Here is a 17,312-nt window from a genome sequence, read left to right on the forward strand (position 1 = left end):
TGACATCAGGCCATTTGCAGCGCAATGTCGACATCGCCGCCCGCGGCTTCCAGCAGGCGGCGCTCCAGCGTCTGGAGCCGGCCCTTCGCCTCGATCTTTCCGCCCAGAAGGTCGGTGATGTAGAAAGTGTCGACCGCCCGTTCGCCATAGGTGGCGACATGGGCGCTGTGCACCGTGACCTTCGACTGGAACAGCGCGTTGGCCAGCGCGAACAGCAGGGCGGGCCGGTCGCGGGCGTTGACCTCCACCACGGTGAAGCGGTTCGACGCCTTGTTGTCGATCAGCACATTGGGGGCGATGCGGAACGCCTCCGCCCGGGTGCGGGGCAGGGGGCGGGCCTCCAGCTTGGTGATCAGGCGATGGCGATTGGCGAGCGCATCCTCGATCGCCACCTTGATCCGCTGTAGCTGTTCGGGGCTGTGGAAAGCGCCGCCCAGCGGGTCCTGCACCAGGAAATTGTCGACCGCCACCCCGTCGCGCGTCGTGTGAATGCGCGCGTCGATGATGTTGCCGCCCGCCAGATGGATCGCGCCCGCGATGCGATAGAACAGACCCGGATGGTCGGTGGCGTAGACGGTGACGAGCGTCGCGCCGCGCTGCGGATAATATTCGGCGGCGATGGACAGGGGGCTGCCGTCCGACGCCAGGATATGGCGCGCATTGTGCACCAATATGTCGTCAGGCTCGGCGATCCAGTAGCTTTCGGGCAGGCGCTTGGCGAACTGACGAAAATCGTCATCGGACAGGCCCAGCGCCTGTTGCAGCGCGGCCTGTTTGGCGGCGACGCGTTCCTCGCGGCCGCGCAGCTTGTGCCCCAGGCGCAGCACTTCTTCCGCCGATTCATACAGGTCGCCCAGCAGCTGCCGCTTCCAGCTGTTCCACACGCCCGGCCCCACGGCGCGAATATCGACGATGGTCAGGCACAGCAGCAGCTTCAGTCGCTCCGCGCTCTGCACCACATCGGCGAAATCCAGGATGGTCTTGTAATCGGCCAGATCCCGCTTGAACGCCGTGGCCGACATCAACAGATGGTATCGCACCAGCCAGGCGACGGTTTCGGTCTCAGCATCGCTCAGCCCCAGGCGCGGGCACAGATGTTCGGCGACTTCCGCGCCCAATATGCTGTGGTCGCCGCCCCGGCCCTTGGCGATGTCGTGCAGCAGCACCGCGACATAGAGCGCCCGGCGGGAAATCAGCTTGGCCATGATTTCGGACGACAGCGGATGCTCGCTGGCCAGCTCGCCCTTTTCGATGCGCGACAGCAGGCCGATGGCGCGGATGGTGTGCTCGTCGACAGTATAGTGGTGATACATGTCGAATTGCATTTGCGCCACGACGCGGCGAAAATCGGGGATGAAACGGCCGAACACGCTCGATTCGTTCATCCAGCGCAGCACCGTTTCCGGGTCGCGCGGGCTCGTCAGCACATCCAGAAAGGCCGCGTTCGCGCGGGGATCGCGCCGCACCTTTGCCGTAATATGCGGCGCGTCGCGGCTGGCCGCGCGCATGGCCGACGGGTGGATGGACAGACCATGGCGATCGGCCAGCGCAAATATCTCCAGCAGGCGGACCGGATCGTCGCGAAAGAAATTATCGTCGGGCAAGGCCAGCCGACCGCGATCGAGGATGAAGCCGTCGAGCTTCTTGGGCCGCCGGAAAAAGGCGGGGATATAGCGGCGGCCCTTCGCGGCGAACTGGTCGTCCAGATGGGCCAGGAACACCGCCGTCAAATCCCCCACCGTCTTGGCGTTGAGGAAATAATAGCGCATGAACCGCTCGACGCCGGACTGGCCCTGCCGCGCGGTGAAGCGCATGCGTGTCGCAATCTCCAGTTGCAGGTCGAAGGTCAGGCGATCCTCCGCCCGGCCGGTGATGGTGTGCAGGTGGCACCGCACCGCCCACAGGAAATCCTCAGCCTTCTGAAACTGGCGCAGTTCCGCCTGGGTGAGCAGACCCGAGTCAACCAGCTCCGCGACGGATTGCACGCGGTGGACATATTTGCCGATCCAGAACAATGTGTGCAGGTCGCGCAGCCCGCCCTTGCCTTCCTTGACATTGGGTTCGACGACATAGCGGCTGTCGCCCATGCGCTTGTGGCGCTCCTCGCGCTCGGCCAGCTTGTCTGCAATGAAGGCGCGCGCCGTGCCCTGCACCACCTCCGCACCAAAGCGCGCGGCGGTTTCCTCATAAAGCGGTCGGTCGCCCCAGATATAGCGCGCCTCCAGCAATGCGGTGCGCACGGTCAGGTCGGCATTGGCCATGCGCATCGTTTCGTCGATGGAACGGCTGCTATGCCCGACCTTCAAGCCCAGATCCCAGAGCGAATAGAGCATGGATTCGATCACCTGCTCGGTCCACCCGGTGGGCTTCCATGGCGTGATGAAGCCGATGTCGATATCGCTGTAGGGCGCCATTTCGCCCCGGCCATAGCCGCCCACCGCGATCAGGACGATGCGTTCGCCAGTGCTGCGATTGCTTGCCGGATAAAGATGGTGGGTCGTTGCGTCGTAAAGCAGGCGCAATATCTGGTCGATCAGGAAGGCGAAGGCGCTCACCGTTTCGCGCCCGCGCGTCGGCTTGGCTTCCAGCCTCCGCGCCACTTCCTTGCGCCCCTGTTCCAGCGCGGTTCGCAGTTCGCCGACGATCGCCAAGCGCAATTTCATCGGGTCGCCATTATGCGCCTGCGCCAGCGCGACGATATTGTCCGAAATCGCGCGGCGATCAATAATCGCCCGGCGTGACCCGAGGGCGGGAAAGTGCATGACCATCGCCTGTTTCTAGTCCGGCCGCTCGCTGGCGGCCAGTTGTTTCAACCGATATATGTGATCGAGCGCGTCGCGCGGCGAGAGTAAATCCGCATCAATGGCGTCGATGGCGGCGCGTAGCGGATCGACCTTTTGCTCCACCTGCGCCGCGACCGACGCAAACAGGGGCAGGTCGTCCAGCCCGGCCGCGATGCCGCCGGTCTTCGCCTTGCCCGCCTCCAGCCGGGCGAGCACATCCTTCGCGCGTTTCAGCACCATCGGCGGCAGGCCCGCCAGCCGCGCGACGGCCAGACCATAGCTGCGGTCGGCCGGACCTTGCGACACTTCGTGCAGCAGAACCAGATCGCCCTTCCACTCGCGCGCGCGGACATGGTGCAGCGAAAGGGCGGACAGGCTTTCGGCCAGCCGCGTCAGTTCGTGATAATGGGTGGCGAACAGGCACCGGCAGCGGTTGACCTCATGCACCGCCTCCACCACCGCCCAGGCGAGCGCCAGCCCGTCATAGGTCGACGTGCCCCGGCCCACTTCATCCAGGATCACGAAGCTGCGTTCGGTCGCCTGCGCCAATATGGCCGCGGTCTCGACCATCTCGACCATGAAGGTCGACCGGCCGCGCGCCAGATTGTCGGACGCGCCGACGCGGCTGAACAACCGGTCGACCAGGCTGAGCGTCGCCGCCTGCGCGGGCACGAAGCCGCCCGCCTGCGCGAGGAGCACGATCAGCGCATTCTGGCGCAAGAAGGTCGATTTGCCGCCCATATTGGGGCCGGTGACCAGCCACAGCCGATCGTCCGCGACCAGGCGGCAGTCATTGGCGACGAACGCCTGCCCCTGCCGCGCCAGCGCGTCCTCCACCACCGGATGACGCCCGCCGACGATGTCGAGACATTGGCCCGGCACGAAATACGGGCGCGTCCAGCCGCCTTCGGCCGCGCGTTCGGCCAGCGCTGCGGCGACGTCCAGCCGGGCGAGCGCCTGCGCCGCCCCGGCGATCCGCGCCTTGTCGGCCAGCGCCATTTCGATCAGTTCCTCCAGATGCGCGGCTTCGGCGGCCAGTGCGTGCGCGCCCGCCTGCGCCACCCGGCCCGCCTGTTCATGCAGGTCGATGGAATTGAACCGCACCACCCCGGCCAGCGTCTGGCGGTGGGTAAAGCCGCTGTCCGCCTGCATCAGCGGGTCGGCGGCGCGGGCGGGCACCTCGACATGATAGCCGAGCACGCCATTATGCCGGATCTTGAGGCTGGCTATGCCGGTCTGCGCCCGATATTGCGCCTCCAGCGCGGCGATGGCGCGGCGGCCGTCACCCGCCATGGCGCGCAGTTCGTCGAGCGCCGCGTCATAGCCATCGGCGATATAGCCGCCGCTCGCCGTTTCTGTCGGTGGCGTCGGCACCAGCGCGCGGGACAGGCGGTCGACCAGCGCGCCATGGCCGTCGAGCGCGGGCAGCAACGCGCGCAGCAGCGGCGGCTGCGCCTCCATCCGGCCCAGTTTTTCGCGCAGCATCCGCGCTTCATTGAGGCCGTCGCGCAGCGCGCCAAGGTCGCGGGGCGAACCGCGACCCATGGCGATCCGCCCCAACGCCCGGCCGATGTCGGGCAGCGCGCGCAAGGCGGCGCGCAGATGGTCGCGCGTGGCGGCGCTATCGTGGAACAACTGCACCAGGTCGAGCCGTTCTCCGATGGCGCCCTCGTCCATCAGCGGCGCCGACAGATCCTGCGCCAGCAACCGCGCGCCCGCGCCGCTGACCGTCCGGTCGATGGCGGCGAGCAGGCTGCCCGCGCGCGTCCCCGCCTGCGTCGCGGTGATCTCCAGGCTTTCGCGCGTCGCCGCGTCGATGGCGACATGGCCGTCGCTGGTCCGGCGGACCGGCGGCGCGAGGAAGGGCAATGCGCCCTTGCCCGCATGGTCGAGATAGGTGACGAGGCCCCCCATCGCCGCCAGTTCGGCGCGCGAAAACTGGCCGAAGCCGTCCAGCGTGGCGACGCCGAACAGCCGTTTGAGCAGGGTTTCCGCGCCCGCGCTGGAAAAGGCCGCGCGGCTGAATATATGGGCGTCGGCCAGCGCGATGTCAGCGCCTTCGGGCATGATCGTTTCGCTCGGCCGCAGGCGCGCGAGTTCGGCGGACAGGTCGGCGGCGCGCAGCGTCATGGTTTCGAACCGGCCGGTGGAAATGTCGGCGGCGGCAAGGCCGATCGCGTCATCGCTTGCCAGCGGAGCGAGCGCGACCAGCATATTGTCGCTGCGCGCATCGAGCAGCGTATCCTCGGTCAGCGTGCCCGCCGTCACATAGCGCACGATGGCCCGGTTCACGAGCGCCTTGCCGCCGCGCGCCTTCGCCTGTGCCGGGCTCTCGGTCTGTTCGGCGATAGCGACCCGGTGCCCGGCGCGGATCAGCCGCGCGAGGTAGGATTCGGCGCTGTGCACCGGCACGCCGCACATCGGGATGGGGGCGCCGTCATGTTCCCCCCGACTGGTCAGCGCGATGTCCAGCGTCGCCGCCGCGGCCTTGGCGTCGTCGAAGAACAGTTCGAAAAAATCGCCCATGCGGTAAAAAAGCAGGCAGTCGTCGGCCTGTGCCTTCAGCGCGAAATATTGCGCCATCATGGGGGTGGGCTGGGCGATCTTGTCGGACATCGCATCAGCCGATAGCCCGAACCGCCCTTTGGTGGAAGGGTGCGGAAAAAAGCCTTTCTCGCGCTTGCCCCCAAGCATCCCTTGCCGCTAGGGCCGATTTGACTGACACAGGATGGGCGAGCGATGACCGACAAGTCGAGTGTGGAATTTTCCGAGCGCGAGGCGCTGTTCTTCCATTCGACCATGCGGCCGGGCAAGATCGAGATCATCGCGTCCAAGCCGATGGCGACGCAGCGCGATCTGTCGCTGGCCTATTCCCCCGGCGTCGCCGTGCCGGTGCGCGCCATCGCCGCCGATCCCGCCACCGCTTATGATTATACCGCCAAGGGCAATCTTGTCGCGGTGATCTCCAACGGCACGGCGATCCTGGGCCTGGGCAATCTGGGCGCGCTGGCGTCCAAGCCGGTGATGGAGGGCAAGGCCGTGCTCTTCAAGCGGTTCGCCGACGTCGATTCCATCGACATCGAACTCAAGACAGAGGATGTCGACCGCTTCATCGAAGCGGTGGAACTGATGGAGCCGACATTCGGCGGCATCAATCTTGAAGACATCAAGGCGCCCGAATGCTTCATCATTGAACAGGCGCTGAAAGAACGGATGAACATCCCCGTCTTCCACGACGATCAGCATGGAACCGCCATCATCGCGGCAGCCGGCGTCATCAACGCGGCGATGCTGACCGGGCGCGAGATGAAGGACATGAAGGTGGTGGTGAACGGCGCGGGCGCCGCCTCCATCGCCTGCACCGAACTCATCAAGGCGATCGGCGTGCCGCATGAAAACGTCATCATGTGCGACAGCAAGGGCGTCATCTATCAGGGCCGCACCGAGGGCATGAACCAGTGGAAGTCCGCCCATGCGGTGCGGACCGACGCGCGCTCGCTGGCCGATGCGATGGAGGGCGCGAACGTATTTCTGGGCCTGTCCGTCGCCGGGGCGGTGACGCAGGAGATGGTGAAGGGGATGGGCGAAAAGCCGATCATCTTCGCCATGGCCAATCCCGACCCGGAAATCACCCCGCCCGATGCGAAGGCGGTGCGCCCCGACGCCATCGTCGCCACCGGCCGGTCGGATTATCCCAACCAGGTCAACAATGTCCTTGGCTTCCCCTTCATCTTTCGCGGCGCGCTCGATGTGCGCGCGACGACGATCAATGAAGCGATGAAGGTCGCCGCCGCCCACGCCATTGCCGAACTGGCGCGTGAACAGGTGCCGGAAGAAGTGGCGAAGGCTTACGGCAAGTCGCACAGTTTCGGCCCCGACTATATCATCCCCGCGCCGTTCGACCCGCGCCTGATGGAGGTCGTGCCCTCCGCCGTCGCGCAGGCGGCGATGGACAGCGGTGTTGCGCAAAAGCCGATTCCCGACATGGCGGCCTATCGCCAGTCGCTCAAGGCGCGGCTCAACCCCACCACCTCGGTCCTCACCAGCGCCTATGAAGTGGCCAAGGCCAATCCCAAGCGCGTGGTTTTCGCAGAAGCGGAAGAGGAAGTGGTCCTGCGCGCCGCCATCCAGTTCCGCGACCTTGGCTACGGCATCCCGGTGCTGGTCGGCCGCGATCAGGTGTTCGACAAGCTGAAGGCGCTGGGCGTCCGCGATCCCCAGGGGTTCGAGCTGCACAACAGCGTCAATTCGCCGCTGGTGCCCGCCATGGTCGACCTGCTCTATGCCCGGCTCCAGCGTCGCGGCTATCTGCGCCGCGATTGCGAGCGGATGGTCAATCGCGACCGCAACATCTTTGGCGCGCTGCTGGTGAAGATGGGCCATGCGGACGCCATGATTTCCGGCATGACCCGCCCCTATGCGCAGACCATGCGCGAGGTGAAGCGGGTGATCGACCCGGCCGAAGGCCGCACCCCCTTTGGCATTCATGTCATGGTGTCAAAGAACCAGACCGTGTTCCTGGCCGACACCACCGTCAATGAACGGCCCACGGCCAGCGAACTGGCCGACATCGCCGAAGGCACGGTGGCGGTCGCCCGCCGCATGGGCCATGATCCGCGCGTCGCCTTCCTCTCCTATTCCAGCTTCGGCAACCCGCCGGGCAGTTATCTGGAAAATCTGCGCGGCGCGGTGTCGATCCTCGACGAACGCGGGGTCGATTTCGAATATGAAGGCGAAATGGCCGCCGACGTCGCGCTCAACCCCACGGTGATGAAAAATTACCCGTTCAGCCGCCTGTCGGGCCCGGCCAACATCCTGGTCATGCCCGGCCTGCAATCGGCCAATATCTCGGCCAAGCTGCTGCGCGAACTGGGCGGCACGTCGATGATCGGGCCGATGCTGGTCGGCATGGAAAAATCGGTGCAGATCACCACCATGGCCTCCAACGCGTCGGAAGTGCTGACGCTGGCGGTGCTGGCGGCCAGCGGCATCGCGATCTGACGGCCAGTCGGCGCAGACAGGCCCTTGGCGTCTTTGCGCTGTCCCGGTAACGCCGGGCGATGCACTATTTTTCCGATAACGCGACGCCCGTCTGCCCCGCCGTCATGGCCGCCATTCAGGCCGCCGACGTCGCCGATCATGGTTATGACGGCGACGCCTGGAGCGCCCGGCTGGACAGCGCCTTTTCCGCGCTGTTCGATGCGCCGGTGCGGGCGATGTGGGTGGCCAGCGGCACGGCGGCGAACAGCATTGCGCTCGCTTGCCTGTGCCCGCCCTATGGCGGCATCATCTGCCATGAAGAGGCGCATGTCGTGGTCGACGAATGTGGCGCCCCCGGTTTCTTCACCCATGGCGCCAGCCTGATGACGCTGCCCGGCGACGGCGCGAAATTGTCGCCCGATAGCGTAGCGGAGCGACTGAAGGCGATCCGCCCCGACGTGCATCAGGTTCCCGCCAGCGCGATCAGCATCACCAACGCCACCGAATATGGCCTGTCCTACACGCCCGATGAGGTCGCCGCGCTGGGCGACTTAGCCCGCGCCCATGGCCTTGGCTTGCACATGGACGGCGCCCGCTTCGCCAATGCGGTTGCCTATCATGGCTTTCATCCCGCCGACGTCACCTGGCGCGCCGGGGTCGACATATTGTCTTTCGGCTGCGTCAAGAATGGCGGCATGATGGGTGAGGCGCTGCTGTTTTTCGGCGCGCAGGCGGATGCGCGCTTTGCGGAGGCGGCGCGCTGGCGCAAACGGTCCGGTCACCTGTTTTCCAAAGGCCGCTATCTCGCCGCGCAATTGCTGGCGATGGTGGAGGGCGACCTGTGGCTGGCCAATGCCCGCGCGGCCAATGCGGCGGCGCAGGCGCTGGCGGGCGCCGTGCCCGACCGGCTGATGCACCCGGTGCAGGCGAACGAGCTGTTCATCCGCCTGAGCGCGGTGGAGGCGGCGGCGCTGCGCGCGCAGGGCTTCGACTTTTACGACTGGGGCGATGGGGCCGCGCGTCTCGTCACCAACTGGTCGCACGATGCCGCCGCCGTCGCGCCGCTCGCGATGGCGCTCCGGTCGCTCCCCGGATGAGCCAGGATCAGGCGAAAGGCGGCGTCGTCCTGCCCTTCATCATCGTCACGCTGATCTGGAGCTCCACCTGGATCGTCATCCGCGACCAGCTCGCCGCCGTGCCGCCCAGCTGGTCGGTCAGCTACCGTTTCCTGCTCGCCGGGGTCGGCATGGGCCTCTTCGCTCTCTTTCGCGGGGTTCCGCTGCGCCTGCCGCCGCGCGGAATCATGTTCGCGACGATGCTCGGCCTTGCCCAGTTCGTGCTCAATTTCAACTTTGTCTATCGCGCCGAACATTATCTGACCTCCGGCGTTGTCGCCATCGTCTATGCCCTGTTGCTCATCCCCAACAGCATCATGGCCTGGATCATCTTTCGCCAGCCGGTCAGCCGCGCCTTCATCGCCGGGTCGGTGGTGGCGGTGGCGGGCATTTCCATGCTGCTGCTGCGCGAATATCGCATGGCCGCCGTTGCGCCCGACGCAGTATTGCTTGGCGTGGGGTTGAGCGTCGCCGGGCTGCTCAGCGCGTCGGCGGCCAATGTGATGCAGGGCATGGACATGGCTCGCCGCCTGCCGATGATGACGGTGCTGACCTGGGCGATGCTGCTGGGCAGCGCGATGGATGCGATCTATGCCTGGGCCACGGTGGGTGGCCCGGTGATGGACTGGCGGCCGGGCTATCTGCTGGGCGTCGCGTGGCTGGGGATTGCCGGATCGGTCGTCACCTTCCCGCTCTATTTCACCCTGATACAGCGCATCGGCGCGGGCCGCGCCGCCTATACCAGCGTGCTGATCCCGGTGATCGCCATGCTCATTTCCACTATGTGGGAAGGCTATCGCTGGACCCCGCTGGCGGTGGGCGGCGCGGCGTTGGCGATTATCGGCATGGCCATCGCGCTGCGATCAAAACAGGGGTAGGAGCGAACCCCCTCGCTGTTCATGCCTCCGCGTCAGCCCTGGCCGCGGCCTGCCGCGTGGTCGATGCGCCGGAGCCGGCAACCGCCGCCCCGACCAGCATGATGACGGCGGCGTCGTCGGCGATGACGGCGGCGGCGACCGGCAGCAGGTCGAGCCGGGTGCGCAGCAACTGTTCGTCGGGCAGGCTGGCGTTGGCCGCCAGCAGCACCGGCGTATCGCCCGCCAGCCCATGGGCGATCAGCCGGGCCGACATTTCCCTGGCCGCCGCCTTGCCCATATAGATGGCGATCGTCGCCGCCGGATCGGCGAGCGCCGCCCAGTCCAGCTCCAGCGCCTCGCCCGCGCGGGCATGGGCGGTGACGAAGGTCAACTTGCGGGCGAGGCCGCGCAGGGTGAGCGAGGCCCCCGCGCTCGCCGCCGCCGCCGATGCCGCCGTCACCCCCGGACAGATGCGCACGGCGACGCCATGGTCGGCGCAACTGGCCATTTCCTCCGCCGACCGGCCAAAGATCGACGGATCGCCGCCCTTCAGCCGGACCACCCGCTCGCCCGCCAGAGCGGCCCTGACCAGCAGGTCGTTGATGCTGTCCTGATCCTTCGAATGGCGGCCCGATCTTTTGCCGACCGATATGCGCTTCGTGCCCGCCGGAATGAGGTCCAGCACGCCGGGGCCGACCAGCGCATCGTAGAAGACGATGCTGGCGGCGCGGATCAGCTTTTCCGCCTTGCGCGTCAACAGGTCGGGGTCGCCCGGTCCGGCGCCGACGAGCCAGACTTCACCGGGACCGATGGGGTTTTCATGCGTTGACACAGGCGTCCTCCTTCGCGGTTTGCGCGATCAGGCGGGAAATGGCGGGGCGGCAACTGCCGCAATTGGTCCCCGCGCGGATAGCGGCGCCGACCGTCTCCACGCTGGTCAGCGATTGTTCGCGAATCGCGCGGGTGATGGCGAACATGCCGACGTCGAAGCAGACGCACAGGGTCGGGCCATTGTCGGGCGCGGGATCGGCCGAACGACCCGCGAGCAGTTCCGACCCGCTGGCCCCTTCCGGTGCGCCCAACTGACCCAGAATCCAGTCGCGCGACGGCAGCAGCCCGGATCGTGTCAGGAACAGGGCGGCGCGCAGGCGGCCGTCGTCATCGCGCACCGCCACCCTGATCGTGCCGCGCGCGCCGTCCTGCGCCTCGATCCGCTGGCCATGGGGCAGCAGCGCGTCGATGTCGATCGCGCCCTGCCCGACCAGCTCGGTCAGCCAGCCATGCTCGCCGCGCGCCCGCGTCCAGTAACAGTCGATGGCGATCGCCACCGGTTCCGCTGAAACCATGAACCCGCGCCAGTCGCTTTCGAATGGCTCGATGCTCGCTGCGGTGTTCTTGAAGGCGGGCTGCCCGGAAACCGGATCAGTGACGGGGGCGGGCAGACGGCCCGTGCGGCCGCCGCTCGACAGCGTGTCGGTCCAGTGAATCGGCACGAACAACTCGCCCGGCCGCTGGCCATCGCTCAACGACACGCGATAGCGGCTCTCGCCCTGCAATGTCGCAACCCGCGCGATGCTGCCTTCGGTCAGGCCCAGCCGGGCGGCGTCATGGGCATGAACCTCGACCAGCGGCTCGCGGCGATGGCGGGACAATTTGGGCGACAGGCCGGTGCGCGTCATCGTGTGCCACTGATCGCGATAGCGGCCGGTGTTGAGGCGGAAGGGAAAGGCGGGGTCGGCGGCGGGCGCGGCGGGCGCGTCCACCGCGACGATGCGCGCGCGCCCGTCCGGCGTCGAAAACCGTCCTGAAGCAAATGGCGAAACCCCGCCCCATTGCCAGGGCGCCCAACCGTCATAGTCCGCGTCGCTGATCCCGGCCCATTGCGACAGGTCGAGCATGCGCGCGCCATCGTTGCGAAAGCCGGTCTGGGCGCAATATTCGCGAAAAATGTCGGCGGCCCGCCGATAGCCGAAGCCAGCGCCAAAGCCCATGCGGCGGGCCACGTCGCTGACAATGTCCCAATCGGCCCGCACGTCGCCCGGCGCGGCAAGCAGCGCGCGCTGGCGGCTGACGATCCGTTCCGAATTGGTGACCGTGCCGTCCTTTTCGCCCCAGCCCAGCGCGGGCAGGCGGACATGGGCGAAGCGCGCGCTGTCGGTTTCCGCGATCACCTCCGACGCGACGACGAAGTCGCAGCGTGCCAGCGCCTCGCGCACGAAACCGGCGTCGGGCATGGACACGGCCGGGTTCGTCGCCATGATCCACAGCGCCTTGACCTTGCCTTCGTGCACCGCGCGGAACAGGTCGACGGCTTTGAGGCCGGGCGCGCGCGCTATCGTGGGGCTCTGCCAGAAATCCTGCGCCGCAGCGCATTCGGCATCGGAAAAGCCCATATGCGCGGCCAGCATGTTGGCGAGGCCGCCGACCTCGCGCCCGCCCATGGCGTTGGGCTGGCCGGTGATGCTGAACGGCCCCATGCCCGCCCGGCCGATGCGGCCGGTGGCAAGATGCAGGTTGATGATGGCGTTGCCCTTGTCGGTCCCGCTCGACGACTGGTTTGCCCCCTGGCTGAACAGCGTGACCATGCGGGGCGTCGCCGCCACCATGTCGGCGAGCGCATCGAAGGCGGCGGCGTCGATGCCGATGCCGGGCAGGTCGATGGCCAGCGAGGCGATGAAATCCTCCGGCATGTCGACATGCTGCGCGATATAGGCGGCGTCGAATCCACCCCGGTCGCGCATCGCCGCCAGCAGGCCGTTGAACAGCGCGACGTCGCCATCGGGGCGCAGCGCGACATGCAGGTCGGCCCGCTCGGCCGTTTCGGTGCGGCGGGGGTCGATCACCACCAGCTTCGCGCCCCGCGCCTCGCGCGCCGCCTCAATCCGCTGCCAGATCACCGGATGGCACCAGGCGGTGTTGGAGCCGACAAGCAGGATGAGGTCCGCCTCTTCCAGATCGGCATAGGAACAGGGCACGACATCCTCGCCGAAGGCCCGGTTGTGCGCCGCGACCGCGCTCGACATGCACAGCCGCGAATTGGTGTCGATATTGCCGGAACCGATGAAGCCCTTCATCAGCTTGTTGGCGACATAATAATCTTCGGTCAGCAATTGGCCGGAGACGTAAAAGGCGACGCTGTCCGGGCCATGATTGCGGATGGTCTGCGCGAATCTTCCGGCGACCAGGTTCAGCGCCTCATCCCAGTCGACGCGCTCCTCGCCGATCATGGGGTGCAGCAGCCGCCCTTCCAGTCCGACCGTCTCGCCCAGATGCGTCCCCTTGGAACAAAGCCGCCCGAAATTGGCGGGATGCGTCGCGTCACCGGTGATCGCGACCGTGCGTTCGCCGGTAGGAACGGCAGAAATTCCGCAGCCGACGCCGCAATAGGCGCAGGTCGTGCGGATGGCGTTCATGCGGCGCCCGCCAATGCTTCCTTGCGCCCGATCAGGATGCGGCCGCCGTCGATCTTCACCGGGATGGTCGGCACGCAGCCTTCGTCATCGCCCAGCGCCTGCCCCGAAATCAGGCTGATGCGCCAGTTGTGCAGCGGGCAGGTGACGGTGGTGTCGTGGACGATGCCTTGTGACAACGGCCCCTGCTTGTGCGGACATTTGTTCTGGAGCGCATAGACGTCGCCGTTGGCGGTGCGGAAAATGGCGATTTCCTGCCCGCCCTGAACGGGCAGTGTGCGCGCGCCAAGCGCCGGGAGCTGTTCCACGGGGCCGACATCGAGCCAGAGTGCGGTATGCGGCATGGCTTTTAGCCTCCCACGACTGCGAAGGGCCGGATTTCGGCCAGATGCTGATGAAGATGCGCTTCCTTGCCCGCAGCGCGTTCGGCCCAGGGGTCGACCTGAAGGAAGCTCTGGGCATAGAGGAAGCGGGCGCGCAGCGCTTCGCGTCCGGCCGCATCCTCGACGATCCGCTGCTTGACATAGTCGAGGCCGACGCGCTCCACCCAGGGCGCCGTGCGGTCGAGATAGCGGGCTTCCTCGCGGTAGAGCTGGATAAATGCTGCGCAATAATCCATCGCCTCCTGCTCGGTCGAAACCTTGCACAGCAGGTCCGTGCCGCGCAGGTGGATGCCGCCATTGCCGCCGATATGCAGTTCATACCCGCTGTCGACGCAGATCACGCCAAAATCCTTGATCGTCGCTTCTGCGCAGTTGCGCGGGCAGCCCGACACGGCGATCTTGAACTTGTGGGGCATCCACGAACCCCAGGTCATATGTTCGATCTTGACGCCCAGGCCCGTGCTGTCCTGCGTGCCAAAGCGGCACCATTCGCTCCCCACGCAGGTCTTCACCGTGCGCAGCGCCTTGCCATAGGCGTGGCCCGAAACCATGCCTGCGGCGTTGAGGTCGGCCCAGACGGCGGGCAGGTCTTCCTTCCTGATGCCGAAGATGTCGAGCCGCTGGCCGCCGGTCACCTTGACCATCGGCGCATGATATTTCTCGACCACATCGGCGATGGCGCGCAACTCGCGCGGGTTGGTGAGGCCGCCCCACATGCGCGGCACCACTGAATAGGTGCCGTCCTTCTGGATATTGGCGTGCATCCGTTCGTTGACGAAGCGGCTCTGCGGGTCTTCCTGATGCTCGGCGGGCCACGCGCACAGCAGATAATAGTTGAGCGCGGGGCGGCAGGAGGAACAGCCGTCGGGCGTGCTCCAGCTCAGCGCCTGCATCACCGCCGGGATTTCCTTCAGCGCCTTCTCCCGGATCGCCGCGCGGACATCCTCATGGGTGAAGCTGGTGCATTTGCACATTGGCTTGTTGTCGCGTTCGCCGGCAAATTCGTCGCCCAGCGCGAGCGCCAGCAGATTTTCGACAAGGCCGGTGCACGACCCGCAGCTCGCCGACGCCTTGCAGCCCGAACGCACCGCATCGAGCGTATGTGCGCCGCCGCCGATGCAGGCCATGACCTTGCCCTTGTTGACGCCGTTGCAGCCGCAGATTTCCGCATCGTCGGAAAGCGCCGCAACGGCATCAATAGGGTTTGCCGAGGCCCCCCCGCCGCTGGCGAAAGCCTGACCGAAGATCAGCGCGTCGCGGATGTCGGCAATGTCCTCGCCCCGGCGCAGCATGTCGAAATACCAGTTGCCGTCGGCGGTGTCGCCATAGAGAACGGCGCCGACGATCTTGTCTTCCTTGACGATCACGCGCTTGTAGACGCCGCGCGTCGCATCGCGCAGCACAATGTCCTCGCACCCTTCGCCGCCGGAAAAATCGCCCGCCGAAAACACGTCCAGCCCGGCGACCTTCAGCTTGGTCGATGTGACCGACCCCGGATAGCCGGTGGGCTGCGCGACCAGCCCGTCGGCCAGCGCGCGGCCCATTTCAAAGAGCGGCGCCACCAGGCCATAGACCATGCCATTATGTTCGACGCATTCGCCCACGGCCAATATGTCAGGGTCGGACGTCACCATATGATCGTCGACCTGGATGCCGCGCCCGACCGCCAGACCCGCGTCGCGGGCGAGGCCGGTGCTGGGCCGGATGCCGACCGCCATGACGACGATGTCGGCGGGGATTTCGCGCCCGTCCTTCAGGCGCACGGCTTCCACCTTGCCGTTGCCCAGGATCTCCGCCGTGTCGGCGCCGGTGATGATCGTCTGGCCACGCGCCTCCAGCGCGGTCTTGAGCAGCCACCCGGCCGCCTCGTCGAGCTGACGCTCCATCAGCGTCGGCATCAGGTGGAGGACGGTGACCTGCATACCCCGAAGCGCCAGTCCATGGGCCGCTTCAAGGCCAAGCAGGCCACCGCCGATGACCACCGCATTGCCCCCCAGCTTTGCGGCGGTCAACATCTTGTCCACATCGTCGAGATCGCGGAACGTCACCACGCCGGGCAGGTCCTTGCCCGGCACCGGGATGATGAACGGGTCCGATCCGGTGGCGATCATCAGCTTGTCATAGGGGGTGACATTGCCCGAACGGGCGGTCACCGTCTTTGCCGAACGGTCGATGGCGACGACAGGGTCGCCCGAAACCAGCGCGATGCCGTTGGCGTCGTACCAGTCCTGCCCGTTGATGACGATCTCTTCAAAGCTCTTTTCGCCGGCCAGAACCGGCGACAGCATGATGCGGTTGTAATTGACGCGCGGTTCCGCCCCAAAGATCGTGATCCGGTATCGGGCGGGGTCGCGTGCGAGTATCTCCTCGACGGCGCGGCACCCGGCCATGCCGTTGCCGATCACGATCAGATGGGGCTTGTCGGTCATTGCTGCTGTCCTCAGATGGAATAGTCGAATTCGAGCCAGAACTTCTTCGTGTCCTGGTCGCCGTTGAAGCTGGCGATGCCCTTGCGCTCATATTGGGCGAACTTGGCGAGCACGGAGGCCTGTTTGGTCAGCTTCATGCCGATCTGGGCGTCCCATTCGTCGCCATAATGGATGCCGAGGCGGTCCGAACGGAATCTGTGGAACGTCACGACAGCGGTGATCGGTCCCGCCTTGCCGACCTTGGGGCCAGTCCAGCCGATGCCGCCATAATAGTCCTGAAGACCCGTCACCGGCGTATTCAGGAACAGGTCGGCCCAGCCATTGAACTTGTGCAGCGTCGCCATCGGCGTTTGGAACCCGAAGGCGGTCGCCGCGCCGCTCGCCTTGACGCTGGCCGAACCGTCCGAACCGAGCAATTCGTAACCGGCGGTCAGCTTGAAGCTGGCGACCGCCAGACTGGCTTCGGCCAGGGCAAAGTCGGCCTTGTAGCTGTTGGGGTTGGAGCCATAGTCGCTCTGGTTGGCATAGCTGGCCAGCAGGTCGAGCTTGACCGTCTTGGCCAGCGGCAAGCTGGTCGACGCGCGCACGCCATAGGTTTGCGAGCTGTTGGCGCGGAAAAAGGCTTCCTTGCGGGCCGAATAGTCGAGCAGATAGGCAAAGCCCTTCAGCGCCACCGGGCCGGCCTTTGCGCCTGCGCTCAGGAAGATGAAGTCGCCGCCATAGGCCTGGCGCGGACCGGCGTCGAAGCCGAAGATCGTGCGCTGCGACCAGCTATAGGCGCCGTCCAGGCTGACCGGGCCAATTTTGGCTTCGGCGCGCACGGCGTCGAACGTCTGTTCGTTCTGGCGCCAGGCGACGGAACCGACGAAGCGCTGATCGTCCAGATTGATGCGCTGGCGGCCGCCGGTGAGCGTGAAGCCCTTGCCCTTATATTGAAGCTGGAGCCGGTTGAGGTCGATATTTTCCGCGTCGGGCACGACCGAATAGGCGGTGCGGCGCTGGTTGCTGCCGACCGCGAAGGGGAAGGCGTTATAGCCATTGTCGAGCGCCAGCGTGCCTTCGGCCTCAGCCAGGAAGGAAAAGCCGCTCTTGCTTTTGATCTCGAAGCCGGAACGCATCCGCACCGTCACCGCGTCGGCGTTGGTCGCCGTCTGGTCGACGCCCTCGTAACGCAGGCGCGCGTCGATGATCGGGTCGAAGGTCAGGCCCGCGCCGAACGGCGCCGGATCGCCCGCCGCCGCCTGCGCAGCGGAGGCCGTCGACGCCATCGCCAGAAACAGCGCTCCCCCTAAAACAGCTTTCACATCATTCCGCATGTCAAATCCCCCTTTTTCATTTGAAAACGGCGGCCCCCC

10 protein-coding genes are annotated in these 17,312 nt (G+C 66.4%); 3 read left to right on the forward strand and 7 right to left on the reverse strand.

Going from position 1 to position 17,312, the window contains the following annotated elements; all coding sequences use genetic code 11:
* Positions 1-5: 5 nt before the first annotated feature.
* Together GGR44_RS09955 and mutS are read right to left on the reverse strand one after the other, a co-directional pair.
* A complete protein-coding gene (locus GGR44_RS09955) occupies positions 6-2,768 on the reverse strand; it encodes a [protein-PII] uridylyltransferase (RefSeq protein ID WP_183955433.1) in 2,763 nt (920 codons plus the stop codon).
* 9 nt (positions 2,769-2,777) lie between these two features.
* Complete coding sequence (gene mutS / locus GGR44_RS09960; protein WP_246344527.1) at positions 2,778-5,399, reverse strand: DNA mismatch repair protein MutS; 2,622 nt, start codon at positions 5,397-5,399, stop codon at positions 2,778-2,780.
* 123 nt (positions 5,400-5,522) lie between these two features.
* Between mutS and GGR44_RS09965 the strand changes: the two genes are divergently transcribed.
* Genes GGR44_RS09965 through GGR44_RS09975 form a run of 3 tightly spaced genes read left to right on the forward strand, consistent with a single transcriptional unit; the run spans position 5,523 to position 9,756 of the window.
* Positions 5,523-7,784, forward strand: coding sequence for an NADP-dependent malic enzyme (locus GGR44_RS09965; protein ID WP_183955434.1), 2,262 nt, complete (start codon positions 5,523-5,525; stop codon positions 7,782-7,784).
* Between the two features lie 59 nt (positions 7,785-7,843).
* Positions 7,844-8,860 carry a threonine aldolase family protein gene (locus GGR44_RS09970; protein WP_183955435.1) on the forward strand — a complete coding sequence of 339 codons (1,017 nt, stop codon included), beginning with the start codon at positions 7,844-7,846 and terminating at the stop codon, positions 8,858-8,860.
* Positions 8,857-9,756, forward strand: coding sequence for a DMT family transporter (locus GGR44_RS09975; protein WP_183955436.1), 900 nt, complete (start codon positions 8,857-8,859; stop codon positions 9,754-9,756). The genes GGR44_RS09970 and GGR44_RS09975 overlap by 4 nt, the downstream gene beginning before the upstream one ends.
* Positions 9,757-9,775: 19 nt before the next feature.
* Here the strand turns inward: GGR44_RS09975 and cobA are convergent, their stop codons facing one another.
* Genes cobA through GGR44_RS10000 form a run of 5 tightly spaced genes read right to left on the reverse strand, consistent with a single transcriptional unit; the run spans position 9,776 to position 17,261 of the window.
* Positions 9,776-10,567: a uroporphyrinogen-III C-methyltransferase gene (gene cobA / locus GGR44_RS09980; protein WP_183955437.1), complete on the reverse strand. Its 792-nt coding sequence runs from the start codon at positions 10,565-10,567 to the stop codon at positions 9,776-9,778.
* A complete protein-coding gene (locus tag GGR44_RS09985) occupies positions 10,554-13,148 on the reverse strand; it encodes a nitrate reductase (protein WP_183955438.1) in 2,595 nt (864 codons plus the stop codon). Before GGR44_RS09985 ends, cobA begins: the two co-directional genes overlap by 14 nt.
* On the reverse strand, positions 13,145-13,489 hold the full coding sequence (gene nirD / locus GGR44_RS09990) for a nitrite reductase small subunit NirD (protein WP_183955439.1): 345 nt from the start codon (positions 13,487-13,489) through the stop codon (positions 13,145-13,147). Before nirD ends, GGR44_RS09985 begins: the two co-directional genes overlap by 4 nt.
* A gap of 5 nt (positions 13,490-13,494) precedes the next feature.
* The gene (nirB, locus tag GGR44_RS09995; RefSeq protein ID WP_183955440.1) at positions 13,495-15,957 is read right to left on the reverse strand and encodes a nitrite reductase large subunit NirB; all 2,463 of its coding nucleotides are present in this window, start codon (positions 15,955-15,957) and stop codon (positions 13,495-13,497) included.
* 11 nt (positions 15,958-15,968) lie between these two features.
* Entirely contained in the window at positions 15,969-17,261 is a 1,293-nt protein-coding gene (locus GGR44_RS10000; RefSeq protein ID WP_343052323.1) for an alginate export family protein, read from the reverse strand.
* Between the last annotated feature and the right edge of the window lie 51 nt (positions 17,262-17,312).

The sequence above is a fragment of the Sphingobium fontiphilum genome, assembly GCF_014196635.1.
GTDB classification, from domain to species: domain Bacteria; phylum Pseudomonadota; class Alphaproteobacteria; order Sphingomonadales; family Sphingomonadaceae; genus Sphingobium; species Sphingobium fontiphilum.